The following is a 22,303-nucleotide window of genomic DNA, read 5'->3' as shown; positions in this document are numbered from 1 at the left end:
TGCCGGCCAGCCGCCGGCACTACCTCCAGTTGATCAGGTCAGATCGACCAGATTGCTGATCTTCACGTCCGGACTGACGTCGGCCTCGTAGTCGACGCCCTCCACGCCAAAGCCGAACAAGCGCAGGAAGTCGGCCTTGTAGCCAGCCAGATCGCTGATCTCGTACAGGTTCTCGTTGGTGACCTGCGGCCACAGCGCAACCACCTTGCCCTGCACGTCCGCCGCCATTTCCTTGTAATCGGCACGCAGGCGGCCTTCCTCATCGACCAGCGCGACGCTATGGCCTTCGCCATCGACCAGATCGTGGCGCAGGCGATCGATCGCCACGCCGTCGGCCTTGCCGCCGTAGAGAATGTCGTACAGCACATCCAGCTGCTCGATGCAGCCTTCGTGGGTACCCTTTTCCTTCATCACCTTGAACAGCAGCGACAGATACAGCGGCATGGTCGGGATGGCCGAGCTGGCCTGGGTGACCACGGCCTTGAGCACCGACACGCGCGCGTCGCCGCCGATCTTGGCCAGCTTCTCGCGCAGGCCCAGCACCTTGTTGTCCAGGTCCTTCTTGGCGGCGCCGATCGAGCCGTTCCAGTAGATCGCCTGGGTGATCTCCTCGCCCACGTAGGTGAAGGCGGTGGTGGTGCAGCCGTTGGCCAGCACGCCAGCATCGGCCAGCGCGTCGATCCACATCTGCCAGTCTTCACCGCCCATCACCGCGACGGTGCCGGCGATTTCTTCCGGGGTGGCCGGCTGCAGGTGGGTCTCGGTCAGCACTTCCTTGTCGGTATCCAGGCCACGCAGGGTGATCGGCGCGCCGATCGGCTTAAGCGTGGAGCTGATGATCTCGCCGGTCTTCGGATGCTTGCGGCGCGGCGCGGCCAGGCTGTACACAACCTGGTCGACCTGGCCCAGATCGGCCTTGATCATCTCGATGGCCTTGGCCTTCACTTCATCGGAGAAGGCATCGCCGTTGATGCTCTTGGCGTACAGGCCGGCTTCGTCGGCGTACTTGTGGAATGCGGCCGAGTTGTACCAGCCCGCCGTGCCCGGCTTGGATTCGGTGCCCGGGCGTTCGAAGAAGATGCCCAGCGTCGCGGCGCCGCTGCCGAACGCGGCGGTGATACGCGCTGCCAGGCCGTAACCGGTGGAGGCGCCAATGACCAGCACGCGCTTGGGGCCGTTCTGGATCGGCGGGCGGGCACGGATGTAGTCGATCTGCTGCTTGACCGCGGCCTCGCAGCCGGTCGGGTGGGTGGTGACACAGATGAAGCCGCGGACGCGCGGTTTGATGACCATGAATACCTCAGGTTGGCAGATGCGGCGCACGGGGCGCTCAGCAGGAACATGGGCGCGCGCCTGCGCGCGCGAACCGCAGGATCGTAGTGCGCGGGGGAAGATTGCACAACCGACGCTGCCGTAGGGTGGCGCTTGTCTTGCAGGGTTGCACCCTGCACCCGCCGAATCAACGTCAACGTCAACGTCAAAAGCGAGCTATCTTCGGAATGGCGGGGCGGGTCCGGTTGCGGGGGACGCCGTAAACCCATCCTTGGGGGCTTGGCCGCGGCCTCCATGCCGCGGACACCCCCGCAACCGGACCCACCCCGCCTTCGATAGTTTTCCGCAATCTGTCAGAACAGCTCTTGTGTGTCGATATCTGACAGATTTCATCCACGCATGGCGTGGATCTACCCGATCGCGGAAGTCTGTCAGAGGTGGGGCGGTGTCGGAGTGCGGGGTGTCAGCCGCATGGATGCGGCTGCCAAGCCTACAAGGACGTACTTGCAGCGTCCCCGCAGTCCGACACCGCCCCACCATCCCACGGAATGCTGATCTGGCATTTGACGTTGCCTCGGTTTGAAGCGGGTGCAGGGCGCAGCCCTGCCAACAAAAAACCCCGCTTGCGCGGGGTTCTCTGTGTGCTGCATGCAGCAGGTGATTACGGGCGACGGGCCAGGGCCTCGACGTCCTTCGCCTTCGGCAGCAGGTCCTGCTTGCTGACGCGCAGGAAGCCGATCGTCAGCATCGGCACCGCCACCAGGATCGAGGACAGCACCACGATCACCGCACCGATCATGTGCGTCTCGGCCAAGCCTTCCATCGAGCTGCCGCCGTACAGGTACAGGGCCAGCGCCGACAGGAAGAACATCACCGCGGTGATCACCGTACGCGACAGCGTCTGGTTGATCGAACGGTTCAGCACTTCCATCGAGTCCACGCGCAGGCTGCGGAAGTTCTCGCGGACGCGGTCGAACACCACGATGATGTCGTTGATCGCAAAGCCCATCACCGACAGCAGGCCGGCCAGCACGGTCAGGTCGAACTCACGGCCCAGCAGGGACACGTAAGCCACCGTCACGATCAGGTCGAACATCGCCACGATGCTGGCGGTGACCGCGAACTTCCACTCGAAGCGCACCGCGATGTAGATCAGGAAGCCGGCCAGCATGAAGATGGTGGCGTACAGGCCATTCATCGCCAGGTCCTTGCCGATCTGCGGGCCGACGAACTCGTTGCGCAGCACGGTGGCCTGGTTGTCGGCCGTGGACAGCGCCTTCACCACGGCTGCAGCGGTGGCCTTGTCTTCAGTGGCGGCAGCACCCGTGCCCGGAGCATGTTCGCCGTGCGGCGCCAGGCGGATCAGCAGATCGGTGTTGCCACCGACGCTCTGCACCTGGGCACCGTCGAAGCCATTCTGCTCCAGCTTGGTACGGACCTGCTCGACGTCCACCGCCTTGTCGAAGCGGGCTTCGATCAGAGTGCCTCCGGTGAAGTCCAGCGCGTAGTTGAAGCCCTTCACGCCGATGATGGCGACCGAGGCCAGGAACACCACGATGGTGACTGCCATGGCGACATGGCGCCAACGCATGAAGTCGATCTTGGTGTCGTTCGGGAGGATGTGCAGCGGAAACAGTTTCATTGTGCGTGTCGTCCCGTCAGATGGCCACGTTCTGGAGCTTCTTGCGACGGCCGTAGATCAGCGTCGCCAGGGCACGCGACACGGTGATCGCAGTGAACATGGAGGCGAAAATACCGATGATCATGGTCAGCGCGAAGCCCTTCAGCGGGCCGGTACCGAATGCGAACAGCGCCACACCGACGATCAGGCCGGTCAGGTTGGCGTCGAGGATGGTGCCGGAGGCTCGCTCGTAACCGGTCACGATCGCGGTCTTGCCGGGCACGCCGGCACGCAGTTCTTCACGGATACGCTCGTTGATCAGCACGTTGGCGTCCACCGACAGGCCGACCGACAACGCCAGGCCGGCGAAGCCCGGCAGGGTCATGGTGGCGCCGAACAGCGACATCACCGCCACCACGATCAGCAGGTTGAACAGCATCGCCGCCGAGGTGATCACACCGAACATGCGGTAGTACACGCTGAAGAACACCAGGGTGAACAGGAACGCGAACACGACCGCACGCATACCGTTCTTGACGTTCTCCGCGCCCAGGCTCGGGCCGACCACGCGCTCTTCGACGAAGTCCATCGGCGCGGCCAGCGAGCCGGACTTCAGCAGCTTGGCCAGGTCCTCGGCTTCCTTCTTCTGCAGACCGGTGGTCTGGAAGTTCTTGCCGAACACGCCGTTGATGTTGGCCACCGAGATCACTTCCTCGTTGACCTTGAAGCCACGCACTTCCTGGCCATCAACCATGGTCACGGTCGGCACGCGCTCGGTGTACACCACGGCCATCGGCTTGTTCACGTTGGCGCTGGTGAAGTCGAACATGCGCTGGCCGCCGACGTTGTTCAACGTCACGCTGACTGCCGGCGAACCGCTGTTGGAATCGGTCACCGCCTGCGCGCCCACCATCTGGTCACCAGTGACGATCACGCGCTTGTTCAGCAGGATCGGACCACGGCCGTCGCGCTGCTGGTAGACCTTCGCCTCCGGCGGGATGCGGCCGGAGGCGATGGCGTCCTGCGCATTGCCCTCGACCACCGCACGGTATTCCAGGGTGGCGGTGGCGCCGATCATGCGCTTGGCTTCAGCGGTGTCCTGCACGCCCGGCAGCTGCACGACCACGCGGTCGGCACCCTGGCGCTGGATGATCGGCTCAGCCACACCGAGCTGGTTCACGCGGTTGCGCAGAGTATTGATGTTCTGCTCGATCGCGCCGTTGGCGATCTGGGTGATTTCCGCTTCCGGCACGGTGACCGTGATGCGGTTGCCGTTGACGTCGTAGCCGAGGGTCGGCTGCGCCTTGACCAGCGCCGCACGGGCACGCTGCGCGGCATCATCGCCGGCCGACGGGCTGAGGTTGGCCACGATGGTGTTGTCAGCGCGGCGTTCGACCGACTGATAGGCGATGCGCGCATCACGCAGGGTGCTGCGCACGTCTTCGGTGTAGGCGTCCAGACGCTTGTCCAGCGCAGCCTTCTGGTCAACCTGCAGCACGAAGTGCACGCCGCCCTGCAGGTCCAGGCCCAGCACCATCGGACGACCGCCGAGGTTGGCCAGCCAGTCCGGCACGGTCGAGGCCAGGTTCAGGGCGACGGTGTAGTTCTCGCCGACGGTGTCACGCAGCGCGTCGCTGGCAGCGGACTGCGCCTTCAGGTCCGGCAGGCGGACGATCAGGCTTTCCCCTTCCTTCTCGGCGCCGATCGTGGCGACACCGGCCTTCTTCAGGTCGGCCAGCACACGGTCGCGCAGCGCGTCGTCGATCGTACCGCCACGGTTGGCGGTGATCTGGACGGCGGGGTCCTTCTGGTAGATGTTGGGCAGCGCGTACAGGGCACTGAGCGCCAGTACGATCAGGATGACGACGTACTTCCAGCGTGGAAATTCGAGCATTGCTTGGGTCCCGCGCGGCGCCATCCCCGGCGCCGCGGTTGTGCATCGGAATGGGAGTGGCTTACTGGGCCGACTTCAGGGTACCGGCCGGCAGCACGTTGCCGACAGCGCCCTTCTGCACGCGGATGCGCACGTTGTCAGCCACCTCGATGGTGATGAAGTTGTCGCCGATGTCGGTGACCACACCGGCGATGCCGCCGTTGGTCAGCACTTCGTCACCGCGCTTGATCTTCTCCAGCATGGCCTTGTGCTCCTTCTGCCGCTTCATCTGCGGGCGGATCATCAGGAAGTACATGATGGCGATCAGGATGATCGGGAACAGCAGGGTGGTCAGGCCCATACCGCCCTGCGGTTGGCCGCCGGCGGCCTGGGCGTGGGCGGCGGGAATCAGGAAGGCAAGCAGGTTCATCGTGGGTCCTTTGGTTGGGCGGCGCTCCCGTCCCTTCAGGGGCGGGGGTGTCGACCGCGGATCTGGGTCAGCCTTGAAGTATGCCACGGCCCCAGGCGTTCGTCCTTGGGCCGTTTGGCAGGGGGCGTCGGGGTTACAGGGGCGGCGCGACCGCCCCGCGTGCCGCGTAGAAAGACTCACGGAAGGCCAGGAAGGTTCCCGCCTCGATCGCCGCGCGGATGTCGGCCATGAGCTTTTCGTAATAGAACAGGTTGTGCAGGGTGCCCAGCATCGGCGCCAGCATCTCGTTGCAGCGGTCCAGGTGGCGCAGGTAGGAGCGGGTGTAGCCGCCGGTGCAGGCCACGCAGCCGCAGCCCGGCTCGATCGGGTCCATATCGCGCGCGTACTGCGAGTTTCGGATGCGGACGGTGCCGAACGAAGTGAAATAATGGCCGTTGCGCGCGTTGCGGGTCGGCATCACGCAGTCGAACATGTCCACGCCACGGGCCACGCCCTCGACCAGATCCTCCGGCCGGCCCACGCCCATCAGGTAACGCGGGCGGTCGCTGGGCAGTTCCGGGTCAAGGTGGTCGAGCATGGCATTGCGCTCGTCTTCCGGCTCGCCCACGGCCAGCCCGCCGATGGCATAGCCATCGAAGCCGATCGCCTGCAGGGCCTCGGCCGAGCGGCTGCGAAGATCGGTGTGCACGCCGCCCTGGACAATGCCGAACAGGGCCGCGTCATTGCCCAGCTCGTCATGCGCGTTGCGGCTGCGCTGGGCCCAGCGCAGGCTCAGCTCCATCGAGCGGCGGGCGACATCCTCGGTGGCCGGGTACGGGGTGCACTCGTCGAAGATCATCACCACGTCCGAATCGAGCACCTTCTGGATCTTCATGCTCTCCTCCGGGCCCAGGAACACGCGGGCACCGTCGGTCGGCGAGGCGAAGGTCACGCCCTGTTCGGTGATCTTGCGGCGGTGGGCCAGTGAGAACACCTGGAAGCCGCCGGAGTCGGTCAGGATCGGGCCATCCCAGCGGCAGAAGCCGTGCAGGCCGCCGTGGTCGGCGATGATCTCCAGGCCCGGGCGCAGGTACAGGTGGAACGTGTTGCCGAGGATGATCTCCGCGCCCAGCGCGCGCACCTGGTCCGGCAGGATGCCCTTGACCGAGCCATAGGTTCCCACCGGCATGAAGGCCGGTGTTTCCACCGTGCCACGCGGGAAGGTCAGGCGGCCACGACGGGCACGGCCGTCGCGGGTCTGGAGCTGGAACTGCAGTCGGGACATGGAGCGGTCGTTCAGGCAAATAGTCGCCTATTGTCTCCCAAGAAGGCCTGCGCACCAAGGTGCGCACCCACAGGGGCCTTGCGTTCCCAGGCTGCCCTCCCTCACAGAGCGCCCTGCCTTCCCAGGGCGCCCTGCCTCCTCAGCCCGCCTGCGGGAACAGCAGCATCGCATCGCCGTAGCTGAAGAAGCGGTAACGCTGCTCGATCGCGTGCTGGTAGGCCTCGAACACGCGCTCCTTGCCGGCGAAAGCGGAGATCATCATCAGCAGCGTGCTTTCCGGCAGATGGAAATTGGTCACCATCGCGTCGACGCTGCGGATGCGGTAGCCCGGGGTGATGAAGATCTGGGTCTCACCCGCGAACGGCAGCAGTTCGCCGTCGCGCATCGCGCTTTCCAGCGCGCGCACCACGGTGGTGCCGACGCCGATCACCCGGCCGCCGGCCGCGCGCGTGCGCCGCACCTGCTGTACCAGTTCGGCGCCGACGTTCAGCCACTCGCGGTGCATCACGTGGTCCTTCAGGTCGTCGGCGCGCACCGGCTGGAAGGTGCCTGCGCCCACGTGCAGGGTGACGTGGCCGAACTCCACGCCCCTGTCCTTCAGCGCGGCCAGCAGCGGTTCGTCGAAGTGCAGGCCGGCGGTCGGCGCCGCAACCGCGCCCACTTCCCGCGCGAACACGGTCTGGTAGCGCTCGCGGTCGTCCACGCCCGGCTCGCGCTGGATGTAGGGCGGCAGCGGCAGGCGACCGGCATGCAGCAGCCACTGCTCCAGCGATTCGGGCACATGGAACTGCAGCACGTAGAACTCGCCGTCGCGGCCCAACACCTCGGCCTCGCCGCCGGCATCCAGCGCGATGCGGCTGCCGGCCTTCGGCGACTTGCTGGCACCGACCTGCGCACGCGCCTGCTGGCCGCCGAGCAAGCGCTCGATCAGGATCTCCACGCGGCCACCACTGGCCTTCTGCCCGAACAGGCGCGCCGGAATCACCCGGGTGTCGTTGAACACAAGCAAGTCGCCCGGCTGCAGCAGCGACGGCAGGTCGCGCACCTGCAGGTCGGTGAACGCCGCCGGCGCCGGCGGCACCAGCATCAGACGGCTGGCGGAACGTTCGGCCAGGGGTGCCTGCGCGATCAGTTCAGCCGGCAGGTCGTAATGGAAATCGGACTTCTTCAAGGCAGTAGGCGGCAACAGGTCGACAATGGCGCGCATTGTACGTCCAGCGTCTGCGAGCCGGCGCACGCCGCTCCGAACGTCGCGCAAAATGCTGCTATGCAGCAGGTTTCTGCGGGGTTATCGCGCAAAAAAACAAGTGCTAGCATCGAGTTGGAAGTCCGCTGCACGAGCCTGCCCCCCAAGCGCGCGTGATGACGCGCGTTTTGCTTTTGAAGGCCCGTGCGACCCATCGTTTCAGGAGATCTGCAATGAGCTTCATCGAACGCCTCGCCCCCCTGCGCAGCCAGCCCGGCACCCGCCTCACCACCGGCCTGGACGACGCCACCCTGACCGCCCTGTCCGCCCGCCACCCGCAGCTGATCGCCGCGGTGGACGCCGCCGCCGAGGAATTCGCGCGCGTGCAGGCCGACCTGGGGCCGCTGCTGGCGCAGGACGAACAGGCGCAGGTCGATGCGATGCAGGACGGCTTCGTCAACTTCTATGCCGACGATGCGGTGACCCCGTACGTGGCGCTGGCCGCGCGCGGCCCGTGGGTGGTCACCCTGAAGGGTGCCGTGCTGTACGACGCCGGCGGCTACGGCATGCTCGGCTTCGGGCATACCCCGGATGCGGTGCTCGAGGCGATGGCACGCCCGCAGGTGATGGCCAACATCATGACCCCCAGCCTGTCGCAGCAGCGCTTCGTCACCGCCCTGCGCACCGAGATCGGCCACCGCCGCGGCGGCTGCCCGTTCTCGCGTTTCATGTGCCTGAATTCCGGTTCCGAGGCGGTCGGGTTGGCTGCACGAATCGCCGACGTCAACGCCAAGCTGCAGACCGACCCGGGCGCGCGCCATGCCGGTGCCACGATCAAGCGGGTAGTGGTCAAGGGCAGCTTCCACGGCCGTACCGACCGCCCTGCCCTGTACTCCGATTCCAGCCGCAAGAGCTACATGCAGCACCTGGCCAGCTACCGTGGCGAGGATTCGGTGATCACCGTGGCGCCGTACGACGAGGCCGGCCTGCGCAAGGTGTTCGAGGATGCCGCACGCAACCAGTGGTTCATCGAGGCAGTGTTCCTGGAGCCGGTGATGGGCGAAGGCGACCCGGGCCGTTCGGTGCCGCCGGCGTTCTACGCGCTGGCCCGTGAACTGACCCGTGCGCACGGCAGCCTGCTGCTGCTCGATTCGATCCAGGCCGGCCTGCGTGCCCACGGCGTGCTGTCGGTGGTGGATTACCCAGGCTTCGAAGGCCTGGACCCGCCGGACATGGAAACCTACTCCAAGGCGCTCAATGCCGCGCAGTACCCGCTGTCGGTGCTGGCGGTGACCGAGCATGCCGCGCAGCTGTACCGCAAGGGCATCTACGGCAACACCATGACCAGCAACCCACGTGCGCTGGACGTTGCCTGTGCCACGCTGGCCCAGCTGACCCCGCAGGTGCGTGCCAACATCGCCGAACGCGGTGCCGAGGCCGTGCGCAAGCTGGAGCAGCTCAAGAGCGAGCTGGGTGGCCTGATCACCAAGGTGCAGGGCACCGGGCTGCTGTTCTCCTGCGAGCTGGCCCCGCAGTTCAAGTGCTACGGTGCCAACTCCACCGAGGAATGGCTGCGCCAGCACGGCATCAACGTGATCCACGGTGGCGAGAACTCGCTGCGCTTCACCCCGCACTTCGGCATGGACAGTGAGGAGCTGGACCTGCTGGTGGGCATGGTCGGCCGCGCCCTGCGTGAAGGCCCGCGCCGCGAGCAGGCTGCCGCGGCGTAAGCCTGGTCTGTTGTTTGTAGCGTCGAGCCCTGCTCGAATCAGGGTTTGTCGCGGCCTGAACGAAAGGCAGCCGAGCATGGCTCGGCCCTACAGAAGGCCCGGCCAGGCCTCATACTCGACCGCCACCCCGCCGGCGACCGCTGCCCCGGTCGCCGGCGGGGCGTTTTCGTTTCCGCACCAAGAGACAGGAACCCCCCATGAAGTCCATCTGCGTCTACTGTGGCTCCAACGCCGGCAGCAAGCCGGCCTATACCGAACGCGCCATAGCCCTGGGTGACCGCATCGCCCGAGACGGCCTGCGCCTGGTGTACGGCGGTGGCAACGTCGGCTTGATGGGAACCGTGGCCAACGCCGTGCTTGCCGCCGGCGGTGAAGTGACCGGCGTGATCCCGCGCCAGCTGGCCGACTGGGAAGTGGCCCACCGTGGCCTCACCGAGCTGGAGATCGTCGGCTCGATGCACGAGCGCAAGTCGCGCATGTTCGACCTGGCCGACGGCTTCGTCGCCCTGCCCGGCGGCTTCGGCACCCTGGAGGAGATCTTCGAGATGCTGACCTGGCGCCAGCTGGGCATCGGCAACAAGCCGTGCGCGTTCCTCGATGTGGAAGGCTTCTATGCGCCGCTGATCGGCATGATCGATCGCATGGTGGAGGAACGCTTTCTGCACCCGGACCAGCGCCAGGACCTGTGGTACGGCTCGGACATCGAAGAGATGCTGACCTGGATGCAGAACTACCAGCCCGCCCAGGCTTCGAAGTGGATCGACGAGAAGCGCCGCGCCGCCCTGCGTTGAGCGCTCTGCGCGTGGCGGCTCAGGCCACCACGCGCGCCCAGGGCGCCGGCCGCCCCAACAGATAGCCCTGGCCGTAGTCGCAGCCGAGTTCGTGGAGGGTCATCCGCTGCGCCTCGGTCTCGATGCCCTCGCCAATGGTCTCGATGCCCAGCGTGCGCGCCAGCGAGAGCACGCCCTCGACCAGAGCGCGCGTGCTCTGCATTTCCGGGCCATGCAGGCCGGCGATGAAGCTCTGGTCGATCTTCAGCGTGCTGATCGGGAAGCGATGCAGGTAGGACAGCGCCGAGAAGCCAGTGCCGAAATCATCCAGCTGCACCTGGATGCCGCGTTCGCGCAGGCCCTGCAGGATGCGCAGCGTATGCGGACCATCGTCCAGCAGTGCCACCTCGGTGATTTCCAGCCGCAAGCGCCGCGGATCGGCGCTACAGGCCTCGAGAAGGCCGAACAGGCGGTCACTGAACTCGGCCGAGCGGAAGTGCCGCGGTGACACGTTCACCGAGACATAGCCTTCGCCGCCGTCCGCCAGGCCGGCAATGACCTGCTCGTAGATCAGCCAGTCGACCTGTTCGATCAGGCCGCTTTCCTCGCCCAGCTCCAGGAATGCGCCCGGCAGCAGCAGGCCACGGCGCTCGTGCTGCCACCGCAACAGCGCCTCATGGCCCACCACTGCACCATCGGACAGGCGCACGATCGGCTGGTAGAAGGGCATGAAATCGCGGTTGTTGATCGCCCGGCGCAGGTCCGCTTCCAGGTCCAGGCTGCGCATGGCCTGTTCGCGCATGTCTTCGTCGAAGATCGAGCAGCGATCATGGCCCTGCGCCTTGGCCCGGTACATCGCCGCGTCGGCATCGCGCAGCAGTTCTTCACCGGTACGGTAACGCGGATTCCACAGGGCGATGCCGAGGCTGCCTGACGGGAAAAGTTCGCGACCGGCGATCCACATCGACTCCTGCAGCGCCAGCAGCAGGCGCTGACCGAAGTCCAGCGCCTGTGCCAGGCCCTGCGGGCACTGCAGCAGCACTGCGAACTCGTCGCCGCCCAGCCGCGCCACCACATCCTCGGTGCCGGCCATCGAGACGATGCGCTTGGCCACTTCCACCAGCATACGGTCGCCGGCGGCGTGGCCGATGCTGTCGTTGACCAGCTTGAAGCGGTCCAGATCAAGGAACAGCACGGCGAACACCGGCCCACCCTCGCGCCGCGCCAGTGCCAACGCGTCCTGCAGGCGATCCAGCAGGTGCAGGCGGTTGGGCAGCCCGGTCAGCGCATCGTGCATGGCCTGGTGGGTCAAGCGCTGTTCGGCACGCAGGCGTTCGCCGATCTGGCCGAGCAGTTTTTCATTCACCTCGGCCAACTCGCGTGTGCGCTCCTCCACGCGTTTTTCCAGCTCGGCATGCGCCGAGCGCAGCCGCTGCTGGTCACGCTGGCGGGCCAGCCCGGTACCGATGTTCTGCGCGACGAAGGTCAGCAGGCGCTGGTCGTGCACGCTGAAGGTGCTGTGCTCGCTGTAGCTTTGCACCACAATCGCGCCGACCACTTCGTCGTCGCGCAGCAGCGGCACGCCGAGCCAGCAGTGCGAACGCGCACCATGTTCGCGCACCTCGCCGGCGGCCAGCAGCGCATCGATCTGCGCGCGCGAGGCCAGCAGCGGGCGCTGGTTGCGCACCACGTATTCGGTCAAGCCGCGGCTGAACGGTCGCGGTGCGCGGCTGGCATTGTGCTCGTCCACCGAATAGACGAAGTCCAGGCCATTGCCGGCCGCGTTGACCAGCGCGATATAGAAATTGCGGGCGTCGAGCAGGCGCCCGACCACCCCGTGCACCTGGCCGTAGAACTGGGCCAGGCTGTCGGCCGACATCGCCATTTCGGCGATGTTGTACAGCGCGGTCTGCAACTGCTCGGCGCGACGCCGTTCGGCGACCTCGTCCTGCAGGCTGCGGTTGGCCCGCCGCAGTTCCTGGGTGCGCCGTTCCACCTGCTGCTCCAGCCGCACCTGCGCCTGGCGCCGGTCCATCGCGGTCTGCACGTGCTGGGCCACGAACCCCAGCAGGGCGCGCTCGGCCTCGCCATAGCGGGCGGCATGCTCATAGCTCTGCACCACGATGGCGCCGCACACACGGCCATCGCGCAGCATCGGCACCCCCAGCCAGTCCAGGCTGTCAGGGCCACGCTGCGGGTCGTGTTCCTGCTCCACCACCCGCGCCACCAGTTCGCGTGACGGGCCGCTGAGCGGCTTGCCATGGCGCAGCAACGCCACGGTCAGGCTGCGCGGCATCTCGCTGGCGTCGTGGCTCTGCGTCGGATCGGCAACGAAGTCATCGACCTGGTCGGCGAAGTACAGGAAGCGGATCTGGTCGCGCACATCGTCATATTCGACGATGTAACAATTCTCGGCGTACATCAGCGTGCCCAGTACGCCGTGCACGTGGCGCAGCATCTCGGCCATTTCCAGGTCGGCACCGGCCAGGTCGGCAATCTGGAACAGCGCCTGCTGCAGGCGTTCGGCCTCTTCCAGTGCCTTGATCTGACCTGCCTGGCGGCCGCGTTGCAGCGCCAGCTCCATCGCTTGGCGGGCCAGTCCCCACCATGCCGGCGAGGGAACCGCCCCTGACACCGACAACAGCAGCCGTGCGCCGTCGTACTCCCAACCATGCTGGCCATCGCTGGCGCCGGGGGCTATCGAGGAATGATCAGCGTCGGCATCGAAGCATGCGACCGCCGGCCAACCGCCCTCGCCGGCACCCAGTTGCGGGTCATCCCAGCCGACGCGGACCACGGCCGATCCGGGCAACAGCGCATGCAATGCGCGCACCAGCGCCGTGCTCAGCACGACCTCGTGTGGTGGCTCTTCCGCCGGTTCAGCATGCGTGGACAAATGACAATCTCTTGGCGCCGTCGAAGCGTCGCCTCCCCTGAGCCGTCGAGCATAGCGCGCCACCCGGGGGGCAATGGAAGCCCGGAAACCCCGAATCGTGCGTCCGTACGTTTTTCCTGTTGTCCGTTGCCCCTTCCGAGCCATGAACCTCGCCCTGCCCAGCCCCGCCACCGGCTATGCGCCACCGCGTGCAGGCCTTACCCTGTACGCCGTGGAAGCCAGCGCACTGCCAACCGATGAAGCCTTGATGCTGGCCTGGGCCGGTGGCGACCTGCGTGCGTTTGAAAGCCTGTATGCGCGGCATCGCAAGCGCCTGTTCGGGTTCCTGCTGCGGCAGCTGCGCGACAACGCGCTGGCCGAGGAGATCTTCCAGGATGTCTGGCAGCGGGTGATCAGTGCGCGCGCCGGCTGGCAACCTGAAGCGGCGTTCAGCACCTGGCTTTTCCGCATCGCGCACAACCGCCTGAACGACCACTGGCGCGCCGCGCGTCATCGCCCTGCGGCGCCGGCGGATGCCGAGCTGCGCCTGGCCGCGATCGAGGACGCACAGACCCCGGAAGCCGAGCTGTCCGAATTTGAACAACGTCGCCGCATCCAGCTGGCGATGGAGCAACTGCCGCCCGAGCAGCGCGAAGTGCTGCAGCTGCGGCTGGATCAGGAACTGAGCCTGGAGGAGATCGGCCAGATCACCGGCGTCGGCCGGGAAACCGTGAAATCGCGGCTGCGCTATGCGATGGACAAGCTGCGTGCGGGACTGAACGCATGAACCGAGACGAACCCCTGACGCCGGAAGAACAGGAGCTGGCCCACCTGCTCGGCCGTCACGCCGAACGGGCACCGCCCGCTGCGCTCGACGCCGCCATCCTGGCCGCGGCCCGTGCCGCGGTGGACGCGCCGGCCACCGGTACCAGTGCCGCTCCGGATGCAGCGCGCGGACGACGTGCGCGGCCACGCTGGCCGGCTGTGTTCGGCATCGCCGCGTCGATGGTGTTCGCCATCGGCATCGCCTGGCAGCTGCGCCCGGAACCGCCGCCGATTCCGGCAGGCGAAGCACAGGTCGCCGCCGCGCCTGCAGTTGACGCCGCTGTGGCCGACCACGCCGCCGAAGGCAACGCTGCGGAGACGGCGATGGCTCCGCCTGCGCCGGAGGCTGCGGCACCGGCCGCTCCCCAGGCAGCGCCGGATGCCGCTGCGGTGCCGCCGCCCGCCCCGGCGCCCACACCGGCCCCAGCCAAACCGGTACAAGCGCCAGTGCCCTCTTCGGCAAAGACCGAGGTTGCACGTGCACGCGCCGCCGAATCTGTCGCCGATACCGCCTTCGCAGCGTTGCCACCGCCTCCGCCGGCGGCGGCGCCCGCACCACCGGCACCGGTCGCCTATTCGGCACCGGCTCCAGCCTCCGCACCCGCAACGGCTGGCGCCCTGCAGGCGCGCAGCGCGGCGCCAGTGGAAGCCAGCACCACCGATGCCGAACCGGCTCCGGCACTGGATCGCGTCGAGATCATGTCGCGCAAGCGCGTTGCAGCCCCGCGCTCGGCACCCGGCGTCATGCGTCGCAGCAGCGATGCGGGCCTGAGCGCCGACGCCGTGCAGGCCGAAGTGGACGCCGACGCGCGCCTGCCGCGCCGGCAATGGCTGCAGAAGATCCGCGAGCGCCGTGACCAGGGCCAGCGTGACCTTGCCCGCGCCAGCCTGGAACGCTACATCCAGCAGTATCCGGAGTCGCGCCTGCCGCACGACCTGCGGCCGCTGCTGGACGACTGAGGCCCACGCAGACCAGGGCCACCCCGTAGAATGGCGGGGATGCCCGACACCCTCGCCCAACCGGTCAGCCACACGCTGGACGTCAAGCACAGCCGCTTCATCGCCCACGCCTCGCCGATCGACGGCACCGCCGCCGCGATGGCGTTCCTGCAGCAGGTCGCGGTGGCCGATGCCACGCACAACTGCTGGGCCTACCGCCACGGCCAGGACTACCGCTCCAGTGATGACGGCGAGCCGGCAGGTACCGCCGGTCGGCCGATCCTGGCCGCGATCGACGGCCAGGGGTTCGACCGGGTGATGGTGGTGGTGACGCGCTGGTTCGGTGGCATCAAGCTCGGTGCCGGCGGCCTGGTCCGTGCCTACGGCGGGGCCGCCGCCGAATGCCTGCGTACCGCGCCCCGACTGCCGCTGGTGGCGATGGCCCGGCTGCAACTGCTGGCCGGCTTCGAGGATCTGGGCACCCTGCACGCCGCCCTGCCCGCCTTTGGCGCGGACAAACGCGATGAACGGTTCGATGCTGAAGGCGTGTGCCTGCGGGTCGAATTGCCGGCAGATCAGGTCGACGCATTGAAAATCCGCCTGCGCGACGCCACCCGTGACCGTATCCGCATACAGAACGACGACCAGGATGACTGACAACAAGGACGGCGCCCCCGCCTCGCCCCCGCCGCTGCGCCGCCTCGGCAGCCTGCGTACGTTGTGGCCGTTCGTGCGCCGCCATAGCGGCCTGTTCAGCGCCTGGTTGCTGGCCCTGGCGGTGTCTTCCGCAGCCACGCTGAGCCTGCCGCCGGCGGTGAAGCAGATGATCGACCACGGCTTCAGCAGTGGCGGCCAGATCAACCGTGCCTTCGCCCTGCTGATGCTGGTGGCGGTGGTGCTGGCGCTGGCCACTGCCGCGCGCTTCTACTTCGTGTCGCTGCTGGGCGAGAAGGTCGTCGCCGACCTGCGCAGCCGCCTGTACGCGCACCTGATCCAGCTCGGCGCCGGCTTCCATGACCGCAGCCGCAGCGGCGAACTGGTCTCGCGCCTGACCGCCGACAGCGAGCTGCTGCGCAGCGTGGTCGGCTCCACCATGTCGGTGGCGCTGCGCAGCAGTGTCACCGTGGTCGGCAGCCTGGCCATGCTCTTCGTCACCAGCCCGCGCCTGGCCGCGTGGTCGCTGCTGGGCATTCCGCTGGCGGTACTTCCGATCATCATCGGTGCGCGCAAGCTGCGCACGGTCGCGCGCAGCAGCCAGGACCGCATCGCCGACGCCAACAGCCTGGCCAGCGAGACCCTGGGCGCGGTGCGCACGGTACAGGCGCACGCACGCGAGCCCTACGAGCGTGGCCGCTTCGACCATGCGCTGGGCGATGCCATCAAGGCCGCGCGCCGCCGCATCGGCGCGCAGTCGCTGGTCACCGCCAGCGCCATCCTGCTGGTGTTCGGCGCCATCGTCGGCGTGCTGTGGCTGGGCGCGCACGATGTCATCGATGGCCGCCTCAGCGCCGGCACCCTGGGCCAGTTCGTGCTGTACGCGCTCATCGGCGGCGGCTCGGTCGGCGCGCTGGCGGAAGTCTGGAACGAACTGCAGCGCGCGGCCGGCGGCATGGGCCGCATCGGCGAACTGCTGCAGGAAGACATCGAGATCCGCGCTCCGGCGCAGCCGCACGTGCTGCCACAGCCGCTGCGGGGCGAGATCCAGTTCGAGGATGTGGTGTTCCACTACCCGCAGCGGCCGGACCAGGCCGCGCTGGACCACTTCAACCTGCACGTGCGTCCGGGCGAGACCGTCGCCTTGGTCGGCCCGTCGGGCGCGGGCAAGAGCACGGTGCTGTCGATGCTGCTGCGCTTTCACGATCCGGCCGGCGGCCGCATCTGCGTGGATGGCATCGACGTGCGCCAGGTCGATCCGGCCGCGCTGCGCGCGCAGCTGGCGCTGGTGCCGCAGCAGCCGACGCTGTTCGCCGCCAGCGCGCGTGACAATATCCGCTATGGCCGCCTGCAGGCCAGCGACGCCGAGGTCGAAGACGCCGCACGTGCCGCCGAGGCCGATGGCTTCCTGCGCGCCCTCCCGCAGGGCTACGACAGCGAGCTGGGCGAGCGTGGCGCACGCCTGTCCGGCGGCCAGCAGCAGCGCGTGGCGATTGCACGCGCCCTGCTGAAGGACGCCCCGATCCTGCTGCTGGACGAAGCCACCAGTGCACTGGATGCGCAGAGCGAATACGGCGTGCAGCAGGCGCTGGAGCGGCTGATGGCCGGCCGCACCACGCTGGTCATCGCGCATCGCCTGGCCACCGTGCTCAAGGCCGACCGTATCGTGGTGATGGACCAGGGCCGTATCGTCGCCGAAGGCACGCATGCACAGCTGCTGGCCGAAGGCGGCCTGTACGCTGAACTGGCACGACTGCAGTTCATCGATTGATGACGGCCGGCTAACATCGGCGAGGCCAAGCTGGCGGCGCATCAGCAGCATCCGCCGAAGGAGGTTCACGATGTCGTTCCGTCAGTTTCCCGCCGTAGACAGCCATGGCGAAAGCCACATCATCATCGAGTTCAAGCCCGAGGCGAACGGCAGCGGGCATCACTCCGAGTCCACCCCGCGCTACGAGCTGGACGACGGTCGCCTGCTGGTGCGCAATGGCCGCGAGTTCACCACCAGCGGTGGCGAGCTGAGGCTGACGATCTGAGGCTCGCCGGGCATGGCCCGGCCCTGCAGAACGGCGTGGCCAATTTTTGATCAACCATCTTGACAGCCTTGGCTGCCAAGGCCTGCGCGCGGTTATCCACATGTTTGCTCAGCAACCATCCACACCGCCTGTGGATGAATGTGCTCAGCCAAGCACGCGGCCGATGCCGCTGCCGTCAACCTCGGCCGCCGCCCGCGCGATGGCCAGCGGGTCACTGCCTGCCACGAAACCGATCCGGAAATGCACCTCGCCGCCGGGCGTGCGCGAGGAATGGATCGAGGCCAGGCTGATGCGATGCTGCTCGAACACGTTCAGCAGTTCGCGCAGTGAACCGGGCCGGTCCTCCGGCAGGTGCACCGACAACGCATTGCGCTCGGTCAGGTCCGCCAGCAGGTAGCCAACGCGCTCGAAGGTGTAGTTGCCCTCAGCCAGCGCCTGCTCACCGAACGCGCTGTGATTGGCCGCCAACAGCTGCTCACGGAATGCACTGCGTGCAGAATCGTCGCCCTGCCCGACCTGGGCCTGCAGGGCCTGCAACTGCCCTACCAAGCGTTCCAGCATCGGCGCCACGTATGGGTTGCCGAACTGGATGTCCTCATAGATTGCGGGGTTCAACGACAGGATGCGCGAGATGATCGCGGTATCCAGTTCGAACGACGCCGAACGGTACGGCATCATCGCGGCCAGATCGCCCAGTTGCGGCTGATACTGCCGCAGCACGCCGGCCTGGGCCAGATGGGTGGCGTGCACCATTGCCTGCACCAGCGCCATCATCTGGTCGTGGCGCTGCGGGGTGGCCCGCACGCATTCGGCCTGCAGTGCCGCGCACAGCGTATCGACCCACGTCTGCCAGTGCTGAAGTCGCGCTTCGCAGACCACCATCACCCGCCCCTTCAGCGTCGGTGCTTTCGGCGGCGCGGTCATCGGATGCAGGCCGACCACTTCGGCCTGCGAGGCCAGCATCGCCTGCACCGGTGCTTCCTTCACCGAGGTCACGTCCAGCCACAGCCGCCCGTGTTCACGACCGGCGGACTGCCGCACATACTCGGCGATCACGGCGGGCGTGTGCCGGATCGGCGCGGAGAACACCAGCACGTCGGCCTGCGCCAGCAGCTGTTCGGGCGCGTGCGAATTCGGATCGGCAGGATCATGGCCGATCACCTGCAGCTGCATGTGCTGTTCGAAGAAGCGGGTCAACCAGCGCCCGTAGGCACCGGCACTGCCAACAATGGCAACCGTGCGCGGCGTGCGCGTGCGCAGACCGCTCATGCCACCCGTTCGGCGCGGAAGCGTGCGCCGTCGGCCAGGGCGGCGGGTGCTGCGACGATCACATCGAACTCTTCGAAACCGTTGTCCAGGGTCGCTTCCAACGCTGCATGCGTACCCGCGATCGCACGCGAGATCGCCTGCTGCATCGATTCGCCGCGCAGCAGGAACGACACCACCAGTGACATCAGCACATCGCCGGTGCCGGCCACGTCCACCGGCAGCAGCGGCGAGGTCCAGCGCCATGTTTCCTCGCGGCCGACGGCCAGGGTCACCAGTTCGCCCGGGTTGCCGCCCACGCTGTGTGCGATCACCCAATGCGGACCGCGCGCCAGCAGCGTGCGTGCGGCGGCGATGGCATCGCCTTCGGCCAACGCCGGCATGCCGGTAAGGCGATTGAGCTCGAAGGCGTTCGGTGTGACCAGCCAGGCATGCGGCAACAGGCGTTCGGCGAAGATCGCTTCCAGTCCCGGCTCGACATAGGGGCCGGTATGGGTATCGCCGATCACCGGGTCCAGGCAGTAGCGCAACTGCGGGCAGGTCGGCAGGATGTCGTCCAGCCAGTCGGCGAAGGCGGCGCCGTTGGCAGTACTGCCGAAGTAGCCGGAGACCAGCATCTTCGCGCGCTGCGGCAGGCCGCGTTCGCGGGTGCCGAGCAGCAGGTCGGCAAACCAGTCGGCGGGCAGCACGCGGCCACGGGTGGTGTCGTAGAACGGCGCGTTGCTGAGCAGCACGGTCGGGATTTCCGCCACGCGCACGCCGAGGGCGCGCATCGGCGGAACGGCGGCGCTGTTGCCGGCGTGGCCATAGACAAGTTGCGACTGGACCGAGATGACATCGATCGGCGACGGCCCATCCGGCCGCTGGCGGCGGCCGTGGACCAGGTGGTTATCAAGGGATTCGCTCATGGCCGCATTCTACGCCCGGCAAGGGGTTGGGCAGGGCTTGCAGCCCTGCACCTGCCGAAGCTGCAAGCAACGGCAACGGCAAAAGCGAGCTATCCGTGGGGTGGCGGGGCGGTGTGGGTGGGCAGGACACGCCGTAAACCCATCCATGGGGGCTCGATGGCGCCATCCATGGCGCCAACGGTCCTGCCCACCCACACCGCCCCGCCTTCAGATTCCGGATGTCTGTTGGGTAGGTGTCGACCTTGGTCGACACATCTGTCAGATATCGAATGAATTCATCCACGCATCGCATGGATCTACCGTGTCGACCAAGGTCGACAGCTACCAGAGCAGTACGCCGTTCCGGCAGATCGCGGAAAACTGTCGAAGGCGGGGTGGGTCCGGTTGAGGGGGTGTGAGCGGCATGGATGCCGCGACCAAGCCTACATGGACGTATTTACGGCGTCCCCCTCAACCGGACCCACCCCGCCATCCCACGGATAGCTCGCTTTTGCCGTTGCCGTTGATTGCAGCGGGTGCAGGGCTGCAAGCCCTGCAAACCAAAACTCCTCAGTGAGCAGCAGGCCGCGACGGCGGCAGCCAAGCCGCGACGATACCCAGCAGCGGCAGGAACGCGGTCAGATGGTAGACGTACTCGATGCTGGTCTTGTCCGCCAGCAGGCCGAGCACCGCGGCACCCAACCCGCCCATGCCGAACGCAAAGCCGAAGAACAGACCGGAGACCATGCCGATGCGGTGCGGCATCATCTCCTGCGCATAGACCACGATCGCCGAGAACGCCGAGGACAGCACGAAGCCGATCAGCACCGCCAGCACCGTGGTCCAGAACAGATCGGCATGCGGCAGCATCAGCGCGAACGGCGCCACGCCCAGGATCGAGGTCCAGATGATCGGCTTGCGGCCAATGCGATCACCCAGCGGGCCCCCCAGGAAGCCGCCAGCGGCCGACGCCACCAGGAACGTGAACAGGTGCAGCTGCGCCTGCGCCACCGGAATGCCGAAGTGATGGATCAGGTAGAAGGTGAAGTAGCTGCCGATGCTGGCCATGTAGAAGTACTTGCTGAAGATCAGCACCAGCAGTATCGCCAGCACCTTGGCCACGGTGCGTGGTGGGTGGCGCGGGGCCATCGACGCGGTGCTGGCCGGACGCGGGGTGCCCAGGTGCAGCGCATACCAGCGGCCCACATAGGTCAGCAGCGCGATGCCAATCAGTGCGGCGCCGGCAAACCACGACGCGGCATGCTGGCCATACGGCACGATCACCGCGGCAGCGATCAGCGGGCCGAGCGCGGTACCGAAGTTGCCGCCGACCTGGAACACCGACTGCGCGAAACCATGGCGCCCTCCCGAGGCCAGCCGCGCGATGCGCGAGGCTTCAGGGTGGAAGATGGCCGAACCAATACCGACCATCGCCGCGGCCATCAGCACCACCGCGTAGTTCGGTGCGAAGCCGAGCAGCAGCATGCCGCACAGGGTCGAGGCCATGCCGATCGGCAGCGAGTACGGCGCCGGGCGGCGGTCGGTGGCCGCGCCGATCAGCGGCTGGAAGATTGAGGCGGTGAGCTGGTAGGTCAGCGTGATCAAGCCAATCTGGGTAAAGCTGAGGTTGAAGCCGCCCTTGATCACCGGATAGATGGCCAGGATCAGCGACTGCATCATGTCGTTGACGACATGCGAGGTGGAAATGGCGGCCAGCACGCCGGGAGCCACCGGGCGTGAGGGTGTTGCGGGGGAAGCCAAGGCAGACATGGACGCAGTCAGGTTGGGGGCGAGCCACGCATGCTACGGTTGGGACTTCCTCCCTTCTGCCGCGTTCGGGTCATGGCCTATCGCAAAAAGGACATTGCCAGTGATGTCGATCCGGCCGCACCGTGGCGGGAGGTGCCGCTGCACCGCCCGGTCACCTACCGGGTTACCCAATACCCGGCCGGCACCCATATCGCCGGGCACAAGCACCAGCGCCATCAGCTGGTCTACGCCATTTCAGGGCTGATGGTGGTGCGCTCGGAGGTGGGCCGCTGGGTAGTGCCCTCGACCCGTGCCATCTGGATGCCGGCCGGCATGGTGCACGCGGTGGACTGCATCGCCGCCGTGAACATGCGCAGCCTCTATATCGACCCATCGTTCGCCCCGCAGTTGCCGGCCGAACCGTTCGCGGTGCAGGTGGCGCCGCTGCTGCGCGAACTGCTGCAGGCCGCCACGCTGATCAAGGGCGAGCACATCGAGGACAGCCGCGATGGCCGCGTGGTGCGCCTGCTGTTGGACGAACTGCATCGCATGGACGTGCTGCCACTGCACCTGCCAGCGCCAAGCGACCCACGCCTGCAGCGGATCTGCCAGCACCTGCAGAAGCATCCGGGTGACGACGCCACGCTGCTCGACTGGGCACAGGCGCTGGAGGTGGACGTGAAAACCATCCAGCGGCATTTCGCCAGCGAACTGGGCATGACCTTCGGGCAGTGGCGGCAGCAGGCGCGGCTGCTGGCGGCGCTGGAGCGTCTGGCGGTCGGTGACAAGGTCATCGATGTCGCGCTGGCGATGGGGTATGACAGCCCGAGTGCGTTCACCAGCATGTTCAAACGGCAGTTGGGGCTGACGCCGGCGGCGTTTTTCCGGTGAGCATTGCCCGGTAGCGCCGGAATGCAGCCGCGCCC

General features: G+C 67.3%; 18 protein-coding genes. 8 read left to right on the top strand and 10 right to left on the bottom strand.

What is annotated here, in order from left to right; all coding sequences use genetic code 11:
* Positions 1-33: 33 nt before the first annotated feature.
* From fabV to queA, 6 genes are all read right to left on the bottom strand, one after another.
* Positions 34-1,293 carry an enoyl-ACP reductase FabV gene (gene fabV / locus QZ853_RS08745; protein WP_295572054.1) on the bottom strand — a complete coding sequence of 420 codons (1,260 nt, stop codon included), beginning with the start codon at positions 1,291-1,293 and terminating at the stop codon, positions 34-36.
* Between the two features lie 640 nt (positions 1,294-1,933).
* A complete protein-coding gene (secF, locus tag QZ853_RS08740; protein ID WP_295572053.1) occupies positions 1,934-2,914 on the bottom strand; it encodes a protein translocase subunit SecF in 981 nt (326 codons plus the stop codon).
* A 16-nt stretch (positions 2,915-2,930) separates the two neighbouring features.
* Positions 2,931-4,787, bottom strand: a complete 1,857-nt coding sequence (secD, locus tag QZ853_RS08735; protein WP_295572052.1) for a protein translocase subunit SecD — start codon at positions 4,785-4,787, stop codon at positions 2,931-2,933.
* A gap of 61 nt (positions 4,788-4,848) precedes the next feature.
* Entirely contained in the window at positions 4,849-5,196 is a 348-nt protein-coding gene (yajC, locus tag QZ853_RS08730; protein WP_295572051.1) for a preprotein translocase subunit YajC, read from the bottom strand.
* A gap of 133 nt (positions 5,197-5,329) precedes the next feature.
* Positions 5,330-6,460 carry a tRNA guanosine(34) transglycosylase Tgt gene (tgt, locus tag QZ853_RS08725; protein WP_295572050.1) on the bottom strand — a complete coding sequence of 377 codons (1,131 nt, stop codon included), beginning with the start codon at positions 6,458-6,460 and terminating at the stop codon, positions 5,330-5,332.
* 139 nt (positions 6,461-6,599) lie between these two features.
* A complete protein-coding gene (gene queA / locus QZ853_RS08720) occupies positions 6,600-7,667 on the bottom strand; it encodes a tRNA preQ1(34) S-adenosylmethionine ribosyltransferase-isomerase QueA (protein WP_295572049.1) in 1,068 nt (355 codons plus the stop codon).
* Positions 7,668-7,879: 212 nt separating this feature from the next.
* Between queA and QZ853_RS08715 the strand changes: the two genes are divergently transcribed.
* Both QZ853_RS08715 and QZ853_RS08710 read left to right on the top strand, forming a co-directional pair.
* The gene (locus tag QZ853_RS08715) at positions 7,880-9,376 is read left to right on the top strand and encodes an aminotransferase class III-fold pyridoxal phosphate-dependent enzyme (protein ID WP_295572048.1); all 1,497 of its coding nucleotides are present in this window, start codon (positions 7,880-7,882) and stop codon (positions 9,374-9,376) included.
* 197 nt (positions 9,377-9,573) lie between these two features.
* The gene (locus QZ853_RS08710) at positions 9,574-10,167 is read left to right on the top strand and encodes a TIGR00730 family Rossman fold protein (RefSeq protein ID WP_295572046.1); all 594 of its coding nucleotides are present in this window, start codon (positions 9,574-9,576) and stop codon (positions 10,165-10,167) included.
* 19 nt (positions 10,168-10,186) lie between these two features.
* Here QZ853_RS08710 and QZ853_RS08705 read toward each other — a convergent pair whose 3' ends face one another.
* On the bottom strand, positions 10,187-13,042 hold the full coding sequence (locus tag QZ853_RS08705) for a GGDEF domain-containing protein (RefSeq protein WP_295572044.1): 2,856 nt from the start codon (positions 13,040-13,042) through the stop codon (positions 10,187-10,189).
* Positions 13,043-13,289: 247 nt separating this feature from the next.
* Here QZ853_RS08705 and QZ853_RS08700 point away from each other — a divergent pair, with 247 nt between their 5' ends.
* From QZ853_RS08700 to QZ853_RS08680, 5 genes are all read left to right on the top strand, one after another.
* Positions 13,290-13,808 carry an RNA polymerase sigma factor gene (locus QZ853_RS08700; protein ID WP_295572063.1) on the top strand — a complete coding sequence of 173 codons (519 nt, stop codon included), beginning with the start codon at positions 13,290-13,292 and terminating at the stop codon, positions 13,806-13,808.
* Entirely contained in the window at positions 13,805-14,806 is a 1,002-nt protein-coding gene (locus QZ853_RS08695) for a hypothetical protein (protein ID WP_295572042.1), read from the top strand. Before QZ853_RS08700 ends, QZ853_RS08695 begins: the two co-directional genes overlap by 4 nt.
* Before the next feature lie 39 nt (positions 14,807-14,845).
* Complete coding sequence (locus QZ853_RS08690; RefSeq protein ID WP_295572041.1) at positions 14,846-15,442, top strand: YigZ family protein; 597 nt, start codon at positions 14,846-14,848, stop codon at positions 15,440-15,442.
* Positions 15,435-17,210, top strand: a complete 1,776-nt coding sequence (locus QZ853_RS08685; protein WP_295572039.1) for an ABC transporter transmembrane domain-containing protein — start codon at positions 15,435-15,437, stop codon at positions 17,208-17,210. The genes QZ853_RS08690 and QZ853_RS08685 overlap by 8 nt, the downstream gene beginning before the upstream one ends.
* Positions 17,211-17,280: 70 nt before the next feature.
* Positions 17,281-17,475: a hypothetical protein gene (locus QZ853_RS08680; protein WP_295572037.1), complete on the top strand. Its 195-nt coding sequence runs from the start codon at positions 17,281-17,283 to the stop codon at positions 17,473-17,475.
* 144 nt (positions 17,476-17,619) lie between these two features.
* Here QZ853_RS08680 and QZ853_RS08675 read toward each other — a convergent pair whose 3' ends face one another.
* The 3 genes from QZ853_RS08675 to QZ853_RS08665 form a co-directional block, all read right to left on the bottom strand.
* On the bottom strand, positions 17,620-18,744 hold the full coding sequence (locus QZ853_RS08675) for a prephenate dehydrogenase (RefSeq protein ID WP_295572035.1): 1,125 nt from the start codon (positions 18,742-18,744) through the stop codon (positions 17,620-17,622).
* The gene (pdxY, locus tag QZ853_RS08670; RefSeq protein ID WP_295572033.1) at positions 18,741-19,649 is read right to left on the bottom strand and encodes a pyridoxal kinase; all 909 of its coding nucleotides are present in this window, start codon (positions 19,647-19,649) and stop codon (positions 18,741-18,743) included. The genes QZ853_RS08675 and pdxY overlap by 4 nt, the downstream gene beginning before the upstream one ends.
* Positions 19,650-20,198: 549 nt before the next feature.
* On the bottom strand, positions 20,199-21,398 hold the full coding sequence (locus QZ853_RS08665; RefSeq protein WP_295572030.1) for an MFS transporter: 1,200 nt from the start codon (positions 21,396-21,398) through the stop codon (positions 20,199-20,201).
* 72 nt (positions 21,399-21,470) lie between these two features.
* On the opposite strand from QZ853_RS08665, the gene QZ853_RS08660 reads away from it, so the two are divergent.
* Complete coding sequence (locus QZ853_RS08660; protein ID WP_295572029.1) at positions 21,471-22,268, top strand: helix-turn-helix transcriptional regulator; 798 nt, start codon at positions 21,471-21,473, stop codon at positions 22,266-22,268.
* The last annotated feature ends 35 nt before the right edge of the window (positions 22,269-22,303 follow it).

The sequence above is a fragment of the uncultured Stenotrophomonas sp. genome, from assembly GCF_913778665.1.
Lineage (GTDB): Bacteria > Pseudomonadota > Gammaproteobacteria > Xanthomonadales > Xanthomonadaceae > Stenotrophomonas.
The sequence above is the reverse complement of the archived record's forward strand: the minus strand, read 5'-3'. Positions and strand labels throughout refer to the sequence as shown.